The sequence below is a fragment of the Nocardia sp. CDC160 genome, assembly GCF_035818795.1.
Classification (GTDB): Bacteria; Actinomycetota; Actinomycetes; order Mycobacteriales; family Mycobacteriaceae; genus Nocardia.
In genome coordinates, this window is sequence record NZ_JAYKYT010000003.1 from 785,329 (window position 1) to 806,765 (window position 21,437).

The 21,437-nt window shown below is 67.5% G+C and carries 20 protein-coding genes and 1 riboswitch; of the genes, 6 read left to right on the forward strand and 14 right to left on the reverse strand.

From position 1 onward, the window contains the following. Positions 1-52: 52 nt before the first annotated feature. The 5 genes from VMT40_RS18290 to VMT40_RS18310 form a co-directional block, all read right to left on the reverse strand. A complete protein-coding gene (locus tag VMT40_RS18290) occupies positions 53-718 on the reverse strand; it encodes a ComF family protein (protein ID WP_326359519.1) in 666 nt (221 codons plus the stop codon). Positions 719-734: 16 nt separating this feature from the next. Beyond that, entirely contained in the window at positions 735-2,537 is a 1,803-nt protein-coding gene (gene lpqB, locus VMT40_RS18295) for an MtrAB system accessory lipoprotein LpqB (RefSeq protein ID WP_326359520.1), read from the reverse strand. Continuing rightward, positions 2,534-4,543 carry an MtrAB system histidine kinase MtrB gene (mtrB, locus tag VMT40_RS18300; protein ID WP_442790003.1) on the reverse strand — a complete coding sequence of 670 codons (2,010 nt, stop codon included), beginning with the start codon at positions 4,541-4,543 and terminating at the stop codon, positions 2,534-2,536. The genes lpqB and mtrB overlap by 4 nt, the downstream gene beginning before the upstream one ends. Beyond that, the gene (mtrA, locus tag VMT40_RS18305; protein WP_033090495.1) at positions 4,540-5,217 is read right to left on the reverse strand and encodes an MtrAB system response regulator MtrA; all 678 of its coding nucleotides are present in this window, start codon (positions 5,215-5,217) and stop codon (positions 4,540-4,542) included. The genes mtrB and mtrA overlap by 4 nt, the downstream gene beginning before the upstream one ends. 78 nt (positions 5,218-5,295) lie before the next feature. Further along, complete coding sequence (locus VMT40_RS18310; protein ID WP_326359521.1) at positions 5,296-5,943, reverse strand: dTMP kinase; 648 nt, start codon at positions 5,941-5,943, stop codon at positions 5,296-5,298. Between the two features lie 37 nt (positions 5,944-5,980). Between VMT40_RS18310 and VMT40_RS18315 the strand changes: the two genes are divergently transcribed. Both VMT40_RS18315 and VMT40_RS18320 read left to right on the forward strand, forming a co-directional pair. Then, positions 5,981-7,036, forward strand: coding sequence for a glycerophosphodiester phosphodiesterase family protein (locus VMT40_RS18315; protein ID WP_326359522.1), 1,056 nt, complete (start codon positions 5,981-5,983; stop codon positions 7,034-7,036). A gap of 79 nt (positions 7,037-7,115) precedes the next feature. After that, entirely contained in the window at positions 7,116-7,403 is a 288-nt protein-coding gene (locus VMT40_RS18320) for a hypothetical protein (protein WP_326359523.1), read from the forward strand. 76 nt (positions 7,404-7,479) lie between these two features. Here the strand turns inward: VMT40_RS18320 and ahcY are convergent, their stop codons facing one another. The 4 genes from ahcY to VMT40_RS18340 form a co-directional block, all read right to left on the reverse strand. Beyond that, positions 7,480-8,955: an adenosylhomocysteinase gene (gene ahcY / locus VMT40_RS18325; protein ID WP_326359524.1), complete on the reverse strand. Its 1,476-nt coding sequence runs from the start codon at positions 8,953-8,955 to the stop codon at positions 7,480-7,482. A gap of 125 nt (positions 8,956-9,080) precedes the next feature. Further along, the gene (locus VMT40_RS18330) at positions 9,081-10,244 is read right to left on the reverse strand and encodes an alkane 1-monooxygenase (RefSeq protein ID WP_326359525.1); all 1,164 of its coding nucleotides are present in this window, start codon (positions 10,242-10,244) and stop codon (positions 9,081-9,083) included. A 197-nt stretch (positions 10,245-10,441) separates the two neighbouring features. Continuing rightward, positions 10,442-11,155, reverse strand: coding sequence for a response regulator (locus VMT40_RS18335; protein ID WP_326359526.1), 714 nt, complete (start codon positions 11,153-11,155; stop codon positions 10,442-10,444). Beyond that, complete coding sequence (locus VMT40_RS18340; RefSeq protein ID WP_326359527.1) at positions 11,152-12,726, reverse strand: sensor histidine kinase; 1,575 nt, start codon at positions 12,724-12,726, stop codon at positions 11,152-11,154. Before VMT40_RS18340 ends, VMT40_RS18335 begins: the two co-directional genes overlap by 4 nt. A gap of 128 nt (positions 12,727-12,854) precedes the next feature. Here VMT40_RS18340 and VMT40_RS18345 point away from each other — a divergent pair, with 128 nt between their 5' ends. Continuing rightward, a complete protein-coding gene (locus VMT40_RS18345; protein WP_326359528.1) occupies positions 12,855-14,222 on the forward strand; it encodes a cation:dicarboxylate symporter family transporter in 1,368 nt (455 codons plus the stop codon). Positions 14,223-14,302: 80 nt separating this feature from the next. Here VMT40_RS18345 and VMT40_RS18350 read toward each other — a convergent pair whose 3' ends face one another. The 4 genes from VMT40_RS18350 to cofD form a co-directional block, all read right to left on the reverse strand. Continuing rightward, positions 14,303-14,749 (reverse strand): 6,7-dimethyl-8-ribityllumazine synthase, encoded by a 447-nt coding sequence (locus VMT40_RS18350; protein WP_326359529.1) that lies wholly within the window; start codon positions 14,747-14,749, stop codon positions 14,303-14,305. 77 nt (positions 14,750-14,826) lie between these two features. After that, a riboswitch (FMN riboswitch) is annotated at positions 14,827-14,995 on the reverse strand. Between the two features lie 50 nt (positions 14,996-15,045). Then, complete coding sequence (locus tag VMT40_RS18355; RefSeq protein WP_326359530.1) at positions 15,046-15,564, reverse strand: NUDIX hydrolase; 519 nt, start codon at positions 15,562-15,564, stop codon at positions 15,046-15,048. A 13-nt stretch (positions 15,565-15,577) separates the two neighbouring features. Further along, positions 15,578-16,942 carry a coenzyme F420-0:L-glutamate ligase gene (locus VMT40_RS18360; RefSeq protein ID WP_326359531.1) on the reverse strand — a complete coding sequence of 455 codons (1,365 nt, stop codon included), beginning with the start codon at positions 16,940-16,942 and terminating at the stop codon, positions 15,578-15,580. After that, positions 16,939-17,937: a 2-phospho-L-lactate transferase gene (gene cofD / locus VMT40_RS18365; RefSeq protein ID WP_326360242.1), complete on the reverse strand. Its 999-nt coding sequence runs from the start codon at positions 17,935-17,937 to the stop codon at positions 16,939-16,941. The genes VMT40_RS18360 and cofD overlap by 4 nt, the downstream gene beginning before the upstream one ends. A 560-nt stretch (positions 17,938-18,497) precedes the next feature. On the opposite strand from cofD, the gene VMT40_RS18370 reads away from it, so the two are divergent. Then, a complete protein-coding gene (locus VMT40_RS18370) occupies positions 18,498-18,758 on the forward strand; it encodes a WhiB family transcriptional regulator (protein WP_326307441.1) in 261 nt (86 codons plus the stop codon). 163 nt (positions 18,759-18,921) lie between these two features. On the opposite strand, the gene VMT40_RS18375 is transcribed toward VMT40_RS18370, so the two are convergent. Further along, on the reverse strand, positions 18,922-19,401 hold the full coding sequence (locus VMT40_RS18375) for a metallopeptidase family protein (RefSeq protein WP_162958105.1): 480 nt from the start codon (positions 19,399-19,401) through the stop codon (positions 18,922-18,924). 173 nt (positions 19,402-19,574) lie between these two features. Here VMT40_RS18375 and VMT40_RS18380 point away from each other — a divergent pair, with 173 nt between their 5' ends. Together VMT40_RS18380 and VMT40_RS18385 are read left to right on the forward strand one after the other, a co-directional pair. Then, positions 19,575-19,967 carry a DUF3499 domain-containing protein gene (locus tag VMT40_RS18380; protein WP_442790025.1) on the forward strand — a complete coding sequence of 131 codons (393 nt, stop codon included), beginning with the start codon at positions 19,575-19,577 and terminating at the stop codon, positions 19,965-19,967. Positions 19,968-19,988: 21 nt separating this feature from the next. After that, positions 19,989-21,365, forward strand: coding sequence for a phosphomannomutase/phosphoglucomutase (locus tag VMT40_RS18385; RefSeq protein WP_326359533.1), 1,377 nt, complete (start codon positions 19,989-19,991; stop codon positions 21,363-21,365). The last annotated feature ends 72 nt before the right edge of the window (positions 21,366-21,437 follow it).

Here is a 21,437-nt window from a genome sequence, read left to right on the forward strand (position 1 = left end):
AACCTAATGCGCCAGCGACCTGTCCGCCAGTGTTCACGCAAATTTTCAAGAATCAAGCGGCGCAAGTAACCAGCACGGCACGAACCGTCACATCCGCCTCAGCGAGCGCACGCACCGATTCGCGCATCGTGACGCCGGTGGTCAAGACGTCGTCGATGAGTACTACCTCGGCATTTGCCGGAAAAAGGACACCGGGTGGCCGGGTGGTGGCTACGATGATCCGCCCGCGCAGATTGTGCTGGCGATCGCTGTGCCCCAGGCCCACCGAGTCACGCACACCTGGCCGCATGCGCAACATACGTACCAGTCGGCAACCCGGCAGCCAACTCGCCGCGACGATCGCGGAACGCGTCACGGGATCGCCTCCGCGGGCGCGTGCCGCTGCCCGCCGACTGGGCGCGGGGACCAGGACGAGGGGCCGCGCGGTGTCCCGCAAATGATCCAGTCCCCTGGCCATCGCGACACCCAACGGCTTCGTCAGGTCTCGCCGGAAATGCTCCTTGACGGCCAATACCGCCGCGCGCGGCGCACCCCGGTAGGCGGCCAACGCCCAGCACGGCACCCCGGGATCGGCGCGCGGCCGGATCCGCAGCGGCGGCCCGGACAGCGCCGCGGCACAGTCGGCGCACCACGCGATCCCCGCCCGCCCGCACCCGCCGCACGAGTGCGGCAGCAGCAGATCCAGCAGCTCCCCCGGGCCCCGCGGTATGTCCCCCATGCACCCCAGTGTGCGCCTAGCCGGGCAGCACCGGTACCGCGTTGGCCCCCAAACCCGGAACTTCGCGCCAGTAGTCCTCGCGCCCTTCGGGATTGCGGGTCAGCTCCAGCACGGCCCGCGAATCGGCCACGTACTCCTGATCCGGCGCGGCGCTCACCACGCGCACCGGCGGGGTGAGGTTCTGGGAGGTCTGGGGCTTGAATTCGGACCCGTCCACCAGCACCCCGGCGACCGGATCCACATTGCCGTCGCGACCCACGATGACCTTCTCGTCGGTGAGCCAGTCGATGGACACCGCGGCGGTGCTGAGCCCGACGGCCAGCGGCAGCGGCGAGGTCAGCGAGAACTTGCCGTTCGGCTGCGGCACCACCACCGCCACGTACACCTTGCCGTTGGCGATCAGCGCCGCTCGCGCCCCGGACGGGGAGATGCGCAGCTCGGTGATGGGCGTGCGCGGCGAACTCGAATTCGCGGCCGCCGCCAGCAATTCCGCGATGTCCACGTCCTGCACCGACACATTGCCGGTGGTGCGGTCGTGCACGGCCCGGATCACCCGGTCCCCGTCCACCACCGACCAGGCCGAGCTGCCGTCGGCGGGCCAGGACGGCCGGGTGAAGGTGCCGCCGGTGGCGACCGGAAAGCCCTGGCCGTCATAGGTTCCGATGATCAGCGTGCGTTCGGGTTCGGGATCGGGGCGGCCGGACTTGGCGACCGCGGCCACCAGCTGCCCATCCGGCGACAGCCCCACCGACTGCAGGGTGTGGGTGGTGCCGAAGAAGCCCGGCGCGGGGGTGATGGCACCGGAGTCGGCGAGCGCCACCAGCGACCCGTCGCGCACGGCGTGCATCCCGGCGCGATTGCGGGCGATGGCGTCCGGGCTCTTGGCGTCCACGTCGGCGCGCTGCCAGCCGCTCGCGAACTTGTCGTTGAGCGGTTTGCCGTCGGCATTGAGCAGGTACGGCCCGAGCACGTCGGCGTTGGAGAGCGTCAGCACCACCTGCGCGGCCATCAGATCGCGGGTGGGCGCGTCGAGGGCGGCCGCGCCCGAGAAGTCCACGGCCACACCGCCGCCGCCGACCCCGACATTGTCGGGATCGCCATTGGCCTTGGTGATGGGCCCGCGCAAGGCCACCGGCTGACCCATGGGGTTGTGCACCGCGGGCGCGAGCGCGGCCTGCGGTCCCTCGTTGAGCAGGCTCAGCAGCCGCTGCGCCACCTGGTCCTTGCGCACCGAGATCCACCGCAGGTCCGGCACCAGCGCCATGCCCGCCACGTTGGGGAAGAACAGCGAATACCGGTGATACGACTTGGCGAAGGCGGCCTGTTCGACGATCACCCCGGCGGGCAGATCCTTGATCCGCCATTCGCCGTCGGTCTTCTCCATCTCGATCTTGGTTTCCAGGGTGCCGTCGGTGGCGCGGTAGGCGCCGTCGGAGGCCAGCTCACCGATCTTGCGCGCCCGGATCACATAGGTGGCGGCGTCCCCGGTGCGGGACTCGCGCAGGGTGTTCGGCTGCGAGTCCACGATGGTGGTCCCGGCCGCGTCGTCCCATCCGGTATTGGCCGCGGCCGAGAGGAATTGGCGCGCGGCCTGATGCCGGTTCGACGGGTCGGCGGTGGCCTGCAGGAAGTCCAGCAGCAGTTGCTCGGGTTCGCGCCCGGCGATGGGCGGGGTGGGCGCGGTGCTGGTGGGCTGGTGGTCGAGGCTGCCCAGCGCCTGGGGCGCCGAGGAGTCGGGCAGGCTCGCGCAGCCGCTCAGCATGAGCAGGCAGCCCACGGCGACCAGCGCCCGGCGCAGCGCGGAGACGGGTCGGGTCATGACTTGCCGTCCGCGGCGCCGTCGCCGGTCGTGGTGGCGGAGGGGAATTCCGGTGCGATGGAGTCGAATCCGGCCTCCTCGGGCTCGGACGACTCCGAGGGCCCGGACGACTTCGAGGGCCCGGACGACTCCGACGGCTCGGACACCGCCTCGCCGTTGGCATTCGGCGCGACGACCTCGCCGTTGGCGGTGGGCGCCGCGAGAGCGCCGGGCCCACCGGTGGCACCGGGTCCGTCGGTGGCGCTGACGAATCCCAGTGGCGCGGAACCGGGTTCGACGCCCTCGGCCGGATCCGGGGTGGCGACACCGGATTCCAGCAGGGCGGCCGCGGATTCGATGGCCTCGGGCGTGGCGTCCGAGCCCGCGATGTCGAGGGCCAGCTGCTCGGGCGAGACTGCCCCGCGCACCTTGGGCGGCTCCAACGACAGCGGGCTGGTGCCCAGCTTGCGCCCGCGCACCAGCGGCAGGGTGAGCCGGAAGCTCGCGCCCACGCCGATCTCGCCCCACGCCTCGAGCTTGCCCTCGTGCAGGTTGGCGTCCTCGACGCTGATGGACAGGCCCAGGCCGGTGCCGCCGGAGCGGCGCATGCGGGAGGGGTCCGAGCGCCAAAAGCGGTTGAACACCAACTTCTCCTCGCCCGGGCGCAGGCCGACACCCTGGTCGCGCACCACGATGGCGACGGCATTGGCGTCCAGGTCGCCGCGCATGCGCATGAGCACCGGCTTGCCCTCGCTGTGGTCGATGGCATTGGCGAGCAGGTTGCGCAGCACCCGCTCCACGCGGCGCGGATCCACCTCGGCGACAAGGGGTTCCTCGGGCAGATCCACCACGAGTTCGACGCCGGATTCCTTGGCCAGGTGCCGCACGGTGGACACCGCGGCCCGCGCGCACATGCGCACGTCCAGCGATTCCACCTGCAGTTCGGCCACACCCGCGTCGTGGCGGCTGATCTCGAGCAGATCGTTGAGCAGTCCCTCGAATCGGTCGAGCTCGTTGACCAGTAGTTCGGCCGAACGCGCCAGCGCCGGGTCCAGGTCGTCGCTGGATCCGTGGATGAGGTCGGCCGCCATGCGCACGGTGGTCAATGGCGTGCGGAGCTCGTGGCTGACGTCGGAGGTGAAGCGTCGCTGCAGATTTCCGAACTCCTCGAGTTGGGTGATCTGGTTGGACAGGCTTTCGGCCATCTCGTTGAACGACATGGCCAGCCGGGCCATGTCGTCCTCACCGCGCACCAGCATGCGCTCCTTGAGCCGCCCGTCGGCGAACCGACTCGCGATGCGCGCCGCGGATCGAATGGGCAGCACCACCTGTCGGGTCACCAGCGCCGTGATGGCGGCCAGCAGGACCAGCAGCACGATGCCGCCGATGAGCATGGTGCCGCGCATGAGCGACAGACTGCGCGCCTCATTGGTGAGCGGGAAGATCAGATAGATCTCCAGCGAGTCGATATCGGCCGAGGGGCTGCCGATGATCAGCGCCGAGCCCTTGTACCCGTCCGGACTGGAGACCGTCGCGAACTGATAGGAGACCTGCCGCTGCTTCACGAATTGCCGCAGTTCCGAGGGGATCTCCTGCATGGCGCCGGAGGTGATCTCCTGCCCGCTGTCCCCCGTCATGGCCAACGCGGCCTCGTACGTGCCCGCGCTGCCACCTGCTTGGTTCCCGCCCGCGCTGTTGAACAGCGCGCGGCGGGCATCGTCCAAACGACTCTGCTGGGTGCCCGAATCGTGCACTCCGGTGAGCTGATTCTGAACGGTATTGCGGGCGCGACCCATTTCATCGACGGCCGCGGTGATCTTCGCGTCCAACAGCCGGTCGGTGATCTGACTCGTGAGCACGACGCCCAGAATCGTGATGACGATCAGCGACAGGGTGAGCGTGGACACGACAACACGCAACTGCAGCGAACGCCGCCAAACATGGCCCAGTTGCTCGCCCAGATTGCGGAACCAGGCCACCACTACCGCCAGCCACCGCTGAACGCGGTTTCTGGAGCCAGCGATCACGGCGGTCCGGCCTTGTAGCCCACACCTCGGACGGTCAAGACGATCTCAGGGTTCTCCGGATCCTTCTCCACCTTGGCGCGCAACCGCTGCACGTGCACATTGACCAGGCGGGTGTCGGCGGCGTGCCGGTAGCCCCAGACCTGTTCGAGCAGTACCTCGCGAGTGAACACCTGGCGCGGCTTGCGGGCCAACGCCACCAGCAGATCGAACTCCAGGGGAGTCAGCGAGATCTGGGCACCGCCGCGGGTCACCTTGTGCGCGGGCACATCGATGACGATGTCGGCGATGGACAGCAGCTCCTGCGGCTCCTCCTCGGTGCGACGCAGCCGCGCCCGCACCCGGGCCACGAGTTCCTTCGGCTTGAACGGTTTGACGATGTAGTCGTCGGCACCGCTTTCCAAACCCAGGACGACGTCGACCGTGTCGGTCTTCGCCGTCAGCATCACGATGGGTACTCCCGAATCGGCTCGCAGTACCCGGCATACATCGATGCCGTTCATGCCGGGCAGCATGAGGTCGAGCAACACGAGATCCGGGCGCAGCTCCCGGACCGCGGTGAGCGCCTGCGTGCCGTCACCGACGACGTGGGGGTCGAAACCCTCACCGCGCAAGACGATCGTGAGCATCTCCGCGAGAGCCATATCGTCGTCGACGACCAGAATCTTCGGCTTCATAACGTCTAGTTTGTCACCTCTCCGGCTCTGATTCGGCCGCCACGCCAACACTCGTGACCTGTCGGCGCACATCCAACCCTATCCAGCAACAATTTCCGCGAGGCGTGCGGCCAATGTTGCCGGATCGTCACCGGTCCGATGCACCCACCACGGTCCGTGCCAGTTGATTTCGGCCAGCTCACGATAGACAGTACCGGTGCGGCGCTGTAGTCCCCCGTCTTTTTCGTAGGCGTCGAGTGCCCGGGCGCTGTCGGCCTCGCCGCGCAGCCGAGCGCGCTCCGCCGCCACATCAACCGGGACATCCAGGAGAATCTGGACATCCGGGGCAGGCAGACCGAAGCGTTCGAACTCCAATTCCTCGATCCAGGCCACGATTTCACCGTGCGCGTCCTGTTCCATCCGCGCGGCGTTGTAGGCGGCATTGGAGGCGACATAGCGGTCGAGTAGCACGATGTCGTTGTCCGCCAGCAGTTTCGACAACTCGTCGCGCGCGTCGGCGCGGTCGAGGGCGAACAGCAGCGCCATGGCGTTCACAGACCGGGCGGTATCTCCATGGCCGCCGCGCAGCGCCTCGGCGGCGAGGTCGGCGTGCACCGACACGCCGTAGCGCGGGAAGGCCAGGGTGGCGACGCGCAGGCCGCGCGCGGTCAGCTCGGCGACCACGGCATCGGTCAGCGTGCGCTTGCCCGCGCCGTCCAGCCCTTCGATCGCCACCAGTGCACCCATGCAGGGCAGACTACCCAATCCTCGCTATAGTCCGGCCATGACTTCCACGGGCGTCACGTCGGTGCAGTTCAAGCGCGTTTTCGCGGTCTTCGGAGTGATGGTTGCCGCGATCGGATCGGCGGCCTGCGGCAGCTCGAGCGACAAGGGCTCCTCGGCCACGCCGACCGCCACAGCAGACCCCCACCGCCACTTCGATCTGCAGGCCCACCGCGGTGGCCGCGGCATGACGATCGAGGAGTCGCTGCCCGGCTTCGCCAAGGCCATCGAACTGGGTGTCTCCACACTGGAACTCGATATCGTCCTGACCAAGGACAAGGTGCCGCTCATCTGGCACGACCCGACCGTCCAGGCCGAGAAGTGCGCCGACACCGCACCGGCCTTCCCCGACGACCCGCAATACCCCTACGTCGGCAAGGTGATCCACGACCTGACTTACGATCAGGTCCACACCCTCGACTGCGGCAAGAAGCTGGCGGGTTTTCCGGAGGCGCAGGAACTCCCGGCCAACAAGATCGCCCGGCTGCCCGAATTGTTCGATCTGGTGAAGACCTACCCGGGCGCGTTCGACACCGTGCGCTACAACGTGGAGACCAAGCTCGAGGCCGAGCACCCCGAACAGTCCGCCACCCCCGAGGAATTCGTCCAGGTCATCCTGGACGCCGTCGCCGCGGCCGACGCGAGCGACAAGGTCGAGATCCAGAGCTTCGACTGGCGCAGCCTGCCGCTGGTGAAGGCGAAGTACCCGGCCATGCCAACCGTCGCGCTGTATGACGACAGCACGTTCAAGCCGAACAGCAGGTGGCTGGGGCCCGTTCGCTACGAAGACCACGCGGGCGATCCGCTGGGCGCGATCAAGGCTCTGGGCGCGAACATTTCGTCACCGGACTACAAGACCGTGGCCAGCCCGGCCGAATACGTCCGCAAGGCCCACGATCTCGACCTCACGGTGGTCCCGTGGACGGTGAACGAGAAGTCCGACATCGCCGCGGTCCTGGACGAGGGCTACGACGGCATCATCACCGACTACCCGAACCGCGCCCGAGAAGTCATGCGGGACAAGGGTTACCCGCTGCCGATGTCCTTCCACAAGTAACCTGAGCGAATCCGAAACGCGCGCCATTCAACTCTTGTAGGGTCGCGGCATCACTCCCCCTGCAAGGAGCGCACACCTGATGAAGTCCCGCTTCACCTACCCCCTCGCCGCCGTCGCCGTCACCGCCGCCGCTCTTTCCACGGCGGGCACCGCGACCGCGGCCCCGGTCACCCTGGAACCCACAGCGCCCGTGGCCAACTCCGGCTCGTCGCTCATCCCGTCGGGCTCGTCCGTGCCCTCGGGCTCGGGCGGTTCCGGCTCGAGCAATGTGCTCGGCACCGGTTCCAGCGCCAGCGAGCTGATCAACGCCACCCTCTGCACCCTGCAGGGCAAGCAGTGGTTCCCGGTGGTGGACCTCTGCCTCTGAGGCACGGTCACAACGAGATTCGGCCGGTCACCGACGGTGACCGGCTGAATCGTCAATGCCTACAGCGGGTTTCCGCTCAGTAGCGGTAGTGCTCGGGCTTGTAGGGGCCCTCCACGTCCACGCCGATGTACTCGGCCTGGTCCTTGGTGAGCTTGGTCAGCGTGCCACCCAGGGCCTCGACGTGAATGCGCGCGACCTTCTCGTCCAGGTGCTTGGGCAGGCGGTAGACCTCGTTGTCGTACTCCTCCGGCTTGGTCCACAGCTCGATCTGCGCGATGACCTGGTTGGAGAACGAGTTCGACATGACGAACGACGGGTGCCCGGTGGCGTTGCCCAGGTTGAGCAGACGGCCCTCCGACAGCACGATGATCGACTTGCCGGACTCCTTGAACGTCCACAGATCCACCTGCGGCTTGATGTTCAAGCGGGTCGCGCCCGAACGCTCCAGCGCCGCCATGTCGATCTCATTGTCGAAGTGGCCGATATTGCCCAGGATGGCCTGGTCCTTCATGGCCTTCATATGGTCGAGCAGGATGATGTCCTTGTTGCCCGTGGAGGTGATGACGATGTCGGCATCGCCGATCGCCTGTTCCACGGTGACCACGTCGAAGCCGTCCATGAGCGCCTGCAGCGCGTTGATCGGGTCGATCTCGGTGACCTGGACGCGCGCGCCCTGGCCCTTCATCGACTCCGCGCAGCCCTTGCCCACATCGCCGTAACCACAGATCAGCACCTTCTTGCCGCCGATCAAAACGTCGGTGCCGCGGTTGATGCCGTCGATGAGCGAGTGTCGGGTGCCGTACTTGTTGTCGAACTTGCTCTTGGTGACCGAGTCGTTGACATTGATCGCCGGGAACGCGAGCTCACCCGCGGCCGCGAACTGGTACAGCCGCAGCACACCGGTGGTGGTCTCCTCGGTGACACCCTGCACCGACTCGGCGATCTTGCCCCACTTGCCCTTGTCGGCTTCGAGGCTGGCGCGCAGCAGGTTCAGGAACACCTTGTACTCGGTGGAGTGGGTCTCGTCCTCGGGCGGCACCACACCGGCCTTCTCGAATTGCGCGCCGCGCAGCACCAGCATGGTGGCGTCACCGCCGTCGTCGAGAATCATGTTGGCGGGCTCGCCCGGCCAGGTCAGCATCTGCTCGGCGGCCCACCAGTACTCCTCGAGGGTCTCGCCCTTCCAGGCGAAAACCGGAGTGCCCTTGGGCTCCTCGACGGTGCCGTGCGGACCGACCACGACCGCGGCGGCCGCGTGGTCCTGGGTGGAGAAGATATTGCAGGAGGCCCAACGGACCTCGGCACCGAGCGAGGTCAGGGTCTCGATCAGCACCGCGGTCTGCACGGTCATGTGCAGCGAGCCGGAGATGCGCGCGCCCTTGAGCGGCTGCACCTCGTGGTACTCGCGACGCAGTGCCATCAGGCCCGGCATCTCGTGCTCGGCGAGGCGAATCTCCTTGCGGCCGAACTCGGCCAGGGACAGGTCCGCCACCTTGAAATCGATCCCGTTGCGGACGTCGGGGGTCATCATGCTGGACACAGCGGTCGTCATCTGCCTCTCCATGGTCGGCTGCTTGGCGCTAAGGCTAGTCGGTCGGGCTTGGTACCCCCACGCGGCGGCCGACGTGCGTACAGCGTACGCACGTCGGTGGGATTTGTCGATCCGTCGAATTCGCGTCAGGCGGCGGCCGGGTAGGCGTAGGCGGCCAGGATCTTCTCCCGCTTGCGGGGTTGGATATTGGCCCGGCTCACGTCGCCCGCGTAGTGCGCGAGCAGCCGCGGATCCATGATGGAGCGCCACAGCGGCGGGAACAATGCCAGCAGAATCATGGTGGCGTAGCCCGCCGGAAGCTGCGGCGCCTCCTCGGAGGTGCGCAGCGTCTGGTACCGGCGTCCCGGATTGGCATGGTGGTCGCTGTGCCGCTGCAGATGGAACAGGAAGATATTGGTGACCAGTCGGTCGCTGTTCCAGCTGTCGCGCGGGGAGCAGCGCGCCCACGCACCATTGGGTCGCCGACGCCGCAGCAGGCCGTAATGCTCGACGTAGTTGACGGTTTCGAGCAGCGCCGCGCCGATCACCGCCTGCAGCAGCAGATACGGCAGGATCGCCCAGCCGAAGACGCCCAGCAGCGCACCGAACAGGACGACGGTCATGGACCACGCCTGCAGGATGTGGTTGTGGACACTGAACCAGCGGTGCCCCTTGCGCCGCAGGCGCTCGCCCTCGAGGTGGATCGCCGAACGGAAGCCGCCGATCACGCTGCGCGGCAGGAACTCCCACAGGGATTCACCCATGCGCGCGCTGGCCGGATCCTCGGGCGTGGCGACGCGGGCGTGGTGGCCCTTGTTGTGCTCGACGAAGAAGTGCCCGTAAGCCGACTGCGCCAGCGCCATTTTCGACAGCCAGCGCTCCAGCCGCTCCACCCGGTGGCCGAGCTCGTGCGCGGCATTGATGCCGATGCCGCTGACGAACCCGAGCGTGGCCGCCAAGCCCAGCTTGTTCGGAATGGACAGGTCATGACCCGCCCACATGTAGGCGGCAATGATCAACCCGATCACCTGAACCGGGAGGAACATGTAGGTACACCACCGGTAAAACCGGTCATTGGAGAGTAATTCGTAATCCTCGTCGCGCGGATTGGTCCCGTCTTCCCCGACGACCCAGTCCAGCACCGGAATGACGATCAGAACGATGATGGGTCCGATCCACCAGAACACCGTGAGCTTGGTGTAGAGCACCAGCTGCGACGGCAACAACGCCGACGCGGGTGCCACCAGCCCCAGCACCCACAGGCGGCGTTTCGGATCCGGCGAACCCGACCGTTTGCCGACCAATTGCACTTTTGCCCCGCTAATTAGAAACCTCGTCGAACCTCATACAACTTCGCGACTACATATCTTGAAACTTAGTCCCTGTTACAGCACCTGGTCGGCCCCAAAGGTGGCAACCGTTACATCATGAGCAGTCGGTTCTCCGGCAACAACCCATGTGGCACCAGTCACCTTGACCCCATTGGCAAACCGGTGGCGTATCAGATTCAGCGCAACCACACATAACGCACCTGTGGCCGTCCCGTTCGACCGTAGTCGGTTCGCCGTTCCACCACGCCGTCTTCGGCCAGACGCTCGAGGTAGCGCCAGGCCGTCACCCGGGAAACGCCGACCGCGCGCCCGGCCTCGCCCGCCGACAGTCCAGCCGTCGCGGCCCGCACCGCGCGCGACACCTCGTCCATGGTCTGGGGCGCAATGCCTTTCGGCAAAGTGGCACGCTGGTCGGGCGTGCGCAGGACACCGAAGGCACGGTCGATGTCGTGCTGCGAGACGGCCGCCTCGCCCGGGGGCAGCGCCGCCCGGTACTCGAGATAGCGATCCAACTTCTCGCGGAAGGCGGCAAAGGTGAAGGGCTTCAACAGATACAGCACCACGCCGTGCGAGACGGCGGCGCGCACCATGGCCAGATCGCGGGCGGAGGTGACGGCGATGACGTCGGGCCGCGGCCGCAGTCCGGCCAGGGCCGCGACGACCGCGAGGCCGCTCATATCCGGCAAGCCGATGTCCATCAACACCAAATCAACGGGGACGCCGGAAGATTGTGACCGTTTCGCTATCGAAACCGCGTCGCGCCCGGTGTGCGCCACGGCGACCACCTCGAAGCCGGGTACCCGGTCCACGTAGGAGCGGTGCGCCGCAGCGATTTTCGGCTCGTCCTCCACAATGAGGACGCGGATCGATTGCGGTGGGCGGGTCGTCATCGCGAAAACCTCACGATCACCGCGGATTCCGGTTCCCGCTGCGCCCGCAGCTCCCCGCCGTGCCGGGCGACCAGCCGCCGCACCAGCGCCAGGCCCAGGCCGTGATGATCGGTCTTGGTGGAGTATCCGCGCTCGGTGGCCCGGGTGAACAGCTCCTCCGACATGCCCGGACCGCTGTCGGCCACCCGCACGAACAGCTCCGAGTCGTCCCGTCGCACAGTCACTTCCACCCACGCGTCCTCGTCGTGCCCGACGGCCTCGAGCGCGTTGTCTATGAGATTGCCCAACAGCGTCACCATCTCGTTCGGGCTGAGCGGATCGGTGGTGTCGAGCAGCGTGTCACCGGTGACCGTGAGCTCCACCCCGTATTCGGCCGCCTGCTCCACCTTGCCCAGCAGCAGCGCCACCACCGCCGGTTCGGCCACCGCGCCGGTGAGTCGGTCGATGAGCACCTGGGAGAGTTCGAGTTCCGCGGTCGCGAAGTTCACCGCCTCGCGGTGGCGGCCCAGCTCCACCATGGTGACCACGGTGTGCAGCCGGTTGGCCGCCTCGTGCGCCTGGGCGCGCAGGGATTCGGCGAAGCCGCGCACGGAATCCAATTCGCCCAGCACATCCCGCAATTCGGTGTGATCGCGCAGGGTCAGCACGGTGCCGATGCGGCGGCCGTCGTGCTCGACCACGTCCTGGTTCACCACCAGCACCCGCTCGGGTGTCACGTGCATCTCGTCGCGCACCACGCCGGTTCCCAAGCGCTGCAACGACACCGGCAGATCCGCGCGGGTGATCGGACCGTCGGGCAGATCCAGCAGCAGCCGCGCCTGATCGTTGACCACCTCGGCGGTCTCGTCGGAGCGGTCGAAGACCAGCAGCCCCTCGTGGATCGAATGCAGCACCGCGTCGTGGTGTTCGTACATTGCCCGGAGTTCGCCGGGACCCAGGCCGTGGGTCTGCCGTAAGAGCCTGCGCCGCAGCAGGAACGAGCTCAGCATGGCCAGCGCCAGGCCGCCCAGCGCCGCGGCCAGAATGAGCGGCAGCTGATCACGCACCTGCTCGCCGATGTGGGTTCGGGTGACGCCCGCCGACACCAGCGCGACGATCTTCCCGTCCGCGTCGCGCACCGGGGTCACCGCCCGGATCGAGGGCCCCAGCGTCCCGGCGAAGGTCTCGGTGAAGGTCTCCCCCGCCAGCGCCCGATCGATGTTCCCGCTGAACGGTTTTCCGATCCGGTCGGGTTCGGTGTGGGTGTAGCGGGTGCGGTCCGGGGCCATCACCACGATGAAGTCCATGCCGGTGCTCTTGCGAATCGCCTCGGTCACCGGCTGCAGCAGCTCGGTCGGATTCGGGCTGCGGACCCCCGCCAGCGTCGAGGGCGACTGCGCCACCGCGACCGCGGTGTCGATGACCTCCGCGCGGGTGGCGTCGTCCTGCACGCGCCGGGTCTGCAACACCGCGAGCACCGCCCCCGCCGCGATCACCACCGCCAGTACCAGCACCTGCACCACGAACACCTGTCCGGCCAGGGTGCGCCGAGCCCGCGGGGTCCGGGAGAACAGGGTTCTACGACGTGTCACGGCTCCTCCGGGTACTTCATGAACATAATTTACGAAACAGTGACCGTCGTCACGTTGCCAACCATGATTCTTACCGATCACCCGTGTGGAGAACCGTCGCGCGGGCAGTAACCCGGAGGCACGACGAGATGAGCACGACGACAACACCACAGCGCCGAGACCGTACCCATTGGCTGTACCTGGCCGTCATCGCGGCCGTCATCGGGGGCGTGCTGGTGGGCTGGCTGGCCCCCGGTTTCGGCAAGAGCGTCGGCGAGCTCGGGACCATCTTCGTCAACCTCATCAAGATGATGATCGCCCCGGTCATCTTCTGCACCATCGTGCTCGGCATCGGCTCGGTGCGCGCGGCCGCCAAGGTCGGCAAGGTCGGCGGCCTGGCCATCGGCTACTTCCTGATCATGTCGACGGTGGCGCTGGGCATCGGTCTGCTGGTGGGCAATCTGCTGCATCCGGGTTCGGGTCTGAACGTGGCCGCGCACGCCAAGGAGGTCACCAAGTACGCGACCGACGCCAAGGCGGCGGGCGGCACCTGGCAGTTCCTCGAGGACATCGTCCCGACCACGCTGCTGTCCTCGCTCACCTCCGGCAAGGTGCTGCAGGCGTTGTTCGTGGCGCTGCTGGTCGGATTCGGCATCCAGGCCATGGGTTCGGCGGGCGAGCCGATCCTGCGCGGGGTGGCCTCGATCCAGAAGCTGGTCTTCCGGATTCTGACCATGATCCTGTGGCTGGCCCCGATCGGCGCGTTCGGCGCGATGGCGAATGTGGTGGCGCGCACCGGACTCGACGCGGTCAAGCAGTTGGCGCTGCTGATGGTGGCCTTCTACCTGACCTGCATCGTCTTCATCTTCGGCGTGCTGGGCGTCCTGCTCCGCGTGGTCACCGGCACTTCCATCTTCAAGCTGGTTCGCTACCTGGCCCGCGAGTACCTGCTCATCTTCGCCACCTCGTCCTCGGAGTCGGCCCTGCCGCGCCTCATCGCCAAGATGGAGCACGTCGGCGTGGACCGCACCACCGTGGGTGTGGTTGTGCCGACCGGCTATTCGTTCAACCTCGACGGCACCGCCATCTACCTGACCATGGCGACGCTGTTCGTGGCCGACGCCATGGGCAAGCCGCTGTCGTGGAGCGAGCAGATCGGCCTGCTGCTGTTCATGATCGTGGCCTCCAAGGGCGCGGCGGGCGTCACCGGCGCGGGCCTGGCCACCCTGGCGGGCGGGCTGCAGAGCCACCGGCCGGAACTGCTCGACGGCGTCGGCCTGATCGTCGGCATCGACCGGTTCATGTCCGAAGCCCGTGCGCTGACCAACTTCTCGGGCAATGCGGTCGCCACCCTGCTGGTCGGCACCTGGACCAAGACCGTTGACCCCGATCGCGTGACCGCGGTGCTCAACCGCGAGATCCCCTTCGACGAGACCAGCATGGTCGACGACCACCAAGCCCCGGAAGCTCCCGAGAAGCACTCGGGCGCGTCCGAGAAAGACCTGGTTTCAGCCTGACCCCAACCCCCAGGCGGAACCGGGACCGCCGGAACATTTTCCCCCCGTATGTTCCGGCGGAACCCGCACAGACCCTGGTGCTAGACGCCGACCGCGTCCAGCGCCAGGGTCGCGGCGATGGCGTGGGCCAGCTCCGCGCCCTTGACCTCGAAATGGCGCGTGAAATAGGCGAGATGCTCGCCGTGCTCGTGGAAGTGGTGCGGCGTCAGCACCGCGGAGAACACCGGCACATCGGTCTCCAGCTGCACTCGCATCAGGGCGTCGACCACGGTCGAGGCCACGAAATCATGGCGGTAGATGCCGCCGTCGACCACCAGCGCCACACCGGCGATGGCGGCGTAGTTCCCGCTCGTGGCCAATCGCTTGATGCGCAGCGGGATCTCGAACGCGCCCGGCACCTCGATCACGTCGATCTCGGTGTGGCCGCGCTCGACGAGCCCGGCCTTGGCGGCCTCGACGGCCTTGTCGACGATCTCGCCGTGCCAGCGGGCGGCGACGAGGGCGATGCGATTCTGATTGGGTGACATGGGATTTCCTCCTGTTCGCGATGTCACCCAGGGCATAGACGCGAACAGACCCGACCGCGCGAGCGGACGTGCCGGTGCCGCGTTCTCTTTCATCCGGACTGTGACCGTCGGCTCCGGAATCACACCGGAATCTGCTCGACCCACGCCACCGTGAGGGTGACGTGGCGCTCGCGGGCTCGTGCCGTCCGGATCGGTCCGGATGCCATTACCGCCGGTGGGGAATTCCACCCCGCCCTGAGAACGTGTACTACCGGACAGTAACACGCGCCCTCGGGGCGGGGAAGAAATGGATTCACTCAGCGCAATAAGACATCGGAGTCGGCCGGGAGCCCGTCCACCGGCCACCAGCGCAGGTCCGTCGACTCCGAACTGCGCACCGGCACAGCGCCTTCCGGGGCCGTGATCTTGAACAGCAGATCCAGGTGCCGGGTGGGCACGCCCAGCGAGCAGGTGATCGGGTGGGCCTGCGCGCCGTAGAGGCCCGAGGCCATCACCAGTCCGTCGATGCCGGATTCCTCGGTGGCCTCGCGCAGCGCGGCCGCGGCGACCGTATCGTCGGATTCCTCACAGTGCCCGCCCAATTGGATCCAGCGGCCGACGCGCGGGTGCAGGGTCAGCAGCACCTTGCGCTCGTCATGGGAGAACACGATGGCCGAGGCGGTGATGTGCCCGGCCGCGTGCTCGCGCAGGCAGCCGCGCGGGGCCGACCCCAGGAACGCCAGCATGGCCTCCCGAATGGACTGCTCCGGACCCGTTGGCGGGGACCAGGTTTCGAGCAGCTCGGTGGCCGACTTGTGCAGCGACTCGGCGCTCATGCCTCCACCGCCCTCACAGCTCGACCAGGCCGATGCCGGGCTCGCCCGCTTCACGCGGGGCAAGCTCCTCGAGTGGGTAGCCGATGGCAATGGCGCCCAAGGGGTTCCAGTCCGCCTCGAGGCCGAGCACCTCCCGGGTGACCTCCGGCGCGAAGATGGTCGACCCGATCCAGCAGCTGCCCACGCCGCGCACGGCCAGCGACACCAGCAGGCCCTGCACCGCCGCGCCCACCGCCACGGTGAACATGGTTTTCTCGGCGGCCGTGCGGGTTTCGTCCGGATAGTCGTGCGCGCCGTCGGGGACGCAGAACGGGATGATCACCTCGGGGGCGTCGAAGAGGATGCGGCCACGCGCGACGCGCTTCTCGATGCTCTCGGGCGTCTTGCCGTCGGCGGTCAGATCGACGCGCCACTTGTCGGCCATCGCCTCGAGCAGTCGCTCGCGCAGCGCCCGATCGCGCAGCCAGACGAAGCGCACCGGGCGAGTGTGGTGCGGGGCCGGAGCGGTCAGCCCCGCGGCCACCGCCTCCCGGATGAGCTCCGGTTCGACGGGGGTGGCGGCGAATTGCCGCACCGAACGACGCAGCGGCACCGCCTGTTTGCGACCGAGTTCGACCGCTTCCTCCGTGCCGAGCCAGAACAGGTCCTCTTCGCCCGGGCGCACCAGGCCCGCGGCGGTCGAACCGTCGTCGGTGTACTCGAGCCCGCGCACCACGGCGACCGGCACGCCGCCCAGCTTGCCCTTCACCAGATCCGCGGCCGCCGCCAGCTCGTCCGCGACGGCGACCAGGGTGACGTGCAGTTCGTTGCCCTGCCCGTCCACCGCGCCGTTGTAGTCGTGCAGCACCCGCAACCCGGACGAGCCGATGGCGGCGTCGATCTGGCCGTTGCGCCAGGCCCGGCCCATGGTGTCGGTGATGACCACCGCGACCTGCACCCCGAGCCGCTCGGCGAGTTCCGTACGCAGCGCCTTGGCGGAGGCGTCCGGATCCTGTGGCAGCAGCACCAATTCGCCCTGCTCCACATTGGAGCCGTCGACGCCCGACGCGGCCTGCACGATGCCGAGTTTGTTCTCGGTGATGAGGGTGCGGTTCTTGCGCGCCAGCACCCGCACCGATTCCTCGAGCACCAGTCGCCGACGCGCGGCGTCGCGCTCGTCCGGATCGGCCGGTACCTCGACAATGCGGCCCTCGACCTTGGAGACGATCTTGCTGGTCACCACCAGCACGTCGCCGTCGCGCAGCCAAGGCGCCTGTGCCGCAATGGCTTCGGCCAGGTCGTCACCCGGCCGGAACTCCGGGAGGCCGACAATGGGCAGGATGCGCAGTTCGCCGCCGCTGGCGTGATCGCCCGGCACCGGCGTGGAATCCGTTGTCACGGTTTGACTCCCGCGATCTCGAGGGCCTCTCGAACCATCTCGGCGGTGGTGGCCGGGTCGGTCATGAGCAACGGCACGGCCCGCACCTCGACGCCCGGGACATCGGCGGTATCGCCGGTGTGGATCAGCCAGCCGTCCAGAATGCCCGTGCCCGAGCGCGCCCCATAGTAGTTGCCCACGGCCTCGGCGGTCGTCTCCACACCGATCACGGACAGGCACTCATCGGCCATGCCGCGCAATGGTTTTCCACCGATCACCGGCGATAAACCGACAACCTTCGCATTCGAGGTGCGGATCGCTCCACGAATGCCGGGCACCGAGAGGATGGCTCCGACGCTGACCACCGGGTTCGACGGGGCGAGCAGGATCACATCCGCCGACTCTATGATTTCCGTCACACCCGGGGCCGGTTTCGCAGCATCTGCCCCAATAGTCACGAATCCATGGGTCTCGACGTTAGCTCGGTACCGAACCCACCACTCTTGGAAATGGATCGCGCGGCGTTCGCCAGGGTTCTCCGGATCCCCGATAACGACATGCGTTTCACACCGATCGTCGGTTGCCGGAAGCAGTTTCACACCCGGTTGCCACCGATTGCAGAGCGCCTCGGTGACCGCCGAGAGCGGGTATCCCTGACGCAGCATTTCGGTGCGGATGAGATGGGTGGCGATATCGCGATCCCCCAGTCCGAACCAATCGGGCTGAGCCTTGTATTTCGCCAGCTCCTCCTTGGCGTGCCAGGTCTCGTTCGCGTGCCCCCAGCCGCGTTCGGGATCGATGCCGCCGCCCAGGGTGTACATGCAGGTGTCCAGGTCAGGGCAGATGCGCAGCCCGTGCATCCAGACGTCGTCGCCCACATTGACGATGGCCGTGGTGTCGGCTCCCGGCAGCAGCTCGCGCACACCCATGAGGAACCGCGCGCCGCCGACTCCGCCGACCAGAACGGCGATCCGAAGGCCGGTGCCGGGCGCGGTGTCCGCTTGTTCTCGAGTCACATCCGCACAGCCTATGCGTTCGAGGCGGGATGCCCGATAACAGATCATTTGCTGCAAATTTGCTGTTTGATCTGCGGGAACGGCGTAGAAGGGGGTCGGAGATGGTAACGGAATTGCCTCGGCAGCTTGACCATCGCCGCTCCCGGCGTGTCTAATCACAGGCATGTCATTTCGGGTCCGCGTGAGAGTGCAAGGCGCGGACGGGTTTTCGAACAACTGTTCGTACCGGAGTGACGTCAAGCTCGGGGATGGCCGCGGGACTACGCCGCGGTGTTGGGCCGTCGGTGGGATCGGCTCCGGCGGATTAATCATTCTGCGCTAACACACAGTGAGGAGGCGGAGCGATGGCCGATGAGCTGGCCCCGTCGGGCATTCCGGGCGGTGTATCGCAAACCGATTCCACAGCTGGCGCAGCACCTGGCTTCTGCGCCGACGAACGGAACGGGTACGAGGGGGGTGAACCGATGACGACTGCGCGGCCGGGGGGCGGACAGTGGGCGCGAGCCGCCTATCAGCCCGAACCACCGCGGCTGAGCCTGATCGTCACCGGTGCCGAGGATATGTTCGACACTTTCTCGCGCGGCGGTCGCATGATGACCGAAGCCGAACAATGGCAGGAACGGGCGCTGTGCGCCCAGACCGACCCGGAGGCGTTCTTCCCGGAGAAGGGCGGCTCCACCCGCGAGGCCAAGCGCATCTGCATGGGCTGCGAGGTCCGCGACGAGTGCCTCGAATACGCACTCGCCAACGACGAACGCTTCGGCATCTGGGGCGGCTTGTCCGAGCGCGAACGCCGCCGCCTGAAGCGCGGCATTATTTGAGATGCTCCCCCGCCTCCCCGCGCCTTCAGCGGGCGGCTTGGGAGCCGTCGACCGCTGGCAACCCGTGCCAGCGGTGTGAACCGAAACAATTTTGGGCGTACCCGGTGAGTTACCCCGAACTCACGAAATCAGTTGTTACGAAACGTAGTTCGGGGCGATGAGGTTACTCCGGTTCCGGGTCGATGGTGTCCGGGTCCACGCCCAGATAGGTCGCGATCTGTTGCACGAGGACCTCGCGCAGCAGGTCGACCAGATCGTCCGGGTCCTGCGCGCGTAGCTCCAATGGCTTGCGAAACAACACGATTCGAGCGCGCGTAGCCATGCCGTAGCGGTCCACGCCAGCCGGGATGAGGCGGGAGAGCGGGACCGGGCCGTCGGCCACCACCTCGTCGGGCCAGGTGACCGAATCCGGGTGCAGCGGACGGATTTTCGGCACATCGTCGACGGCGATATCGAGCTTGGTGAGCTGTTCGTGCCAGCGGCTCTCCAGCGGCGCGAACGCCTCCAGCACCAGCCGGTCGAACTCCTGGCCGCGGGTCCGCCGGGCCGGGACCGTCGGCGGCAGCATCGGCCCGCGCACACCCCGCCCACGGCGGATGACCGACCGCGCGGTGGGCGGCCGCCTCTTACGGGAACGGGTCATACCTTGAATCTAACCCCTGCCCATCACGGGTGTGTGCACACGGTTAGCACAGCTACCCGAGGCCCTGTCGGCCCGTCGGGGAGCGGGTGCCCGGCGCGAGTGAGACCGGGTTCATTGAGCGTGTCTGTGTCCACGACGGCGTGAGGGGGGTTACCCTGCATGGCGTGATCCCCATGCGTCGTTGCTGCCGTCCAGGCTGCAAGAACCCGGCCGTCGCGACGCTGACCTATGTGTACTCCGACTCGATGGCAGTCGTGGGCCCGCTGGTCACGGTCGCCGAACCGCATTCCTGGGACCTGTGCGAAACGCACGCCTCCCGGATCACGGCTCCCAAGGGATGGGAGTTGGTCCGTCACGAGGGCGGGTTTTCCAGCTCCACCCCCGACGACGACGATCTGACCGCCCTGGCCGAGGCCGTGCGCGAGGCCGGATTGCGCCGCCGCACACCGGAACCCGACCCGCGCGGCTACGCCGACTACGCCCCCGCCCCGCAGCGCCCGACCCGCCAGGGCCGCACCGGCCGCAGAGGCCATCTACGAGTCCTACCGGATCCCCCGGGGCAATGAAGACCCACTAGGGTGTTCTCCATGACAGTCGCCCGGTCCGCCGAGTCAGTTCAAGCAGTCATCAAGGCATACGACGTTCGCGGGGTGGTCGGTGAGCAGATCGACGCGGATTTCGTTCGGGATGTGGCCGGATCCTTCGCGCGGTTGATGCGCGCGGAAGGCGCGCGGCGCATCGTCATCGGTCACGATATGCGCGACTCCTCCCCCGCTCTGGCCGCCGCCTTCGCCGACGGGGTGCTCGCCCAGGGACTCGACGTGGTCCACATCGGACTGGCCTCCACCGACGAGCTGTACTTCGCCTCCGGTCACCTGGACTGCCCCGGCGCGATGTTCACCGCCAGCCACAATCCGGCCAAGTACAACGGCATCAAGCTGTGCCGGGCCAAGGCGCTGCCGGTCGGCCAGGACACCGGTCTGGCCACGATCACCGAAGAGGTCATCGCCGGGGTCCCGGCCTTCGACGGCGCGCGCGGCACCGAGACCCGCGAGGATCTGCTCCAGGCCTACGCCGACTTCCTGCACAAGCTGGTCGACCTGAGCGGCTCGCGGCCGCTGCGCATCGCGGTGGACGCGGGCAACGGCATGGGCGGCTACACCGTCCCGGCCGTACTGGGCGCGCTGCCGCAGTTCACCATCGAGCCGCTGTACTTCGAGCTCGACGGCACCTTCCCCAATCACGAAGCCAATCCGCTGGATCCGAAGAACCTGGTGGATCTGCAGGACTACGTCCGCAAGACCGGCGCGGACATCGGCCTGGCCTTCGACGGCGACGCCGACCGCTGCTTCGTGGTGGACGAGAAGGGCGACCCGGTCTCCCCGTCCGCGGTGACCGGCCTGGTGGCCGAGCGCGAGCTGGCCAAGGAGCCGGGCGCGACGGTCATCCACAACCTGATCACCTCGAAGGCCGTGCCCGAGTTGGTGACCGAGCTGGGCGGCACTCCGGTGCGCACCCGCGTCGGCCACTCGTTCATCAAGCAGGAGATGGCCGCCACCGGCGCGATCTTCGGCGGCGAGCACTCGGCCCACTACTACTTCCGCGACTTCTGGGGCGCGGACTCCGGCATGCTGGCGGCCCTGCACGTCTTGGCCGCGCTGGGCGAGAAGGATCGCCCGATGTCGGAATTGGCTTCCGCGTATGCAACATACGCGTCCTCCGGAGAGATCAATTCAACAGTGGCGGATGCCAAGGAGCGCACCCAGGCGGTCCTGGAGGCCTTCGGCACGCGAGCGAAATCGGTCGATCGGCTCGACGGCGTGACCGTCACGCTGAGCGACGGCGCGTGGTTCAACCTGCGCGCCAGCAATACCGAACCGCTGCTGCGGCTCAATGTCGAGGCGCGATCGCACGAGGAAGTAGACGCACTCGTAACCGAGATCCTGAGCATCGTCCGCGCCTGACTGGAATAGTGGAATCACAGAGCTTGGATTCACCAGCGTCTGGTGACCCGATGAGGGGAGGTGGCAACGCCC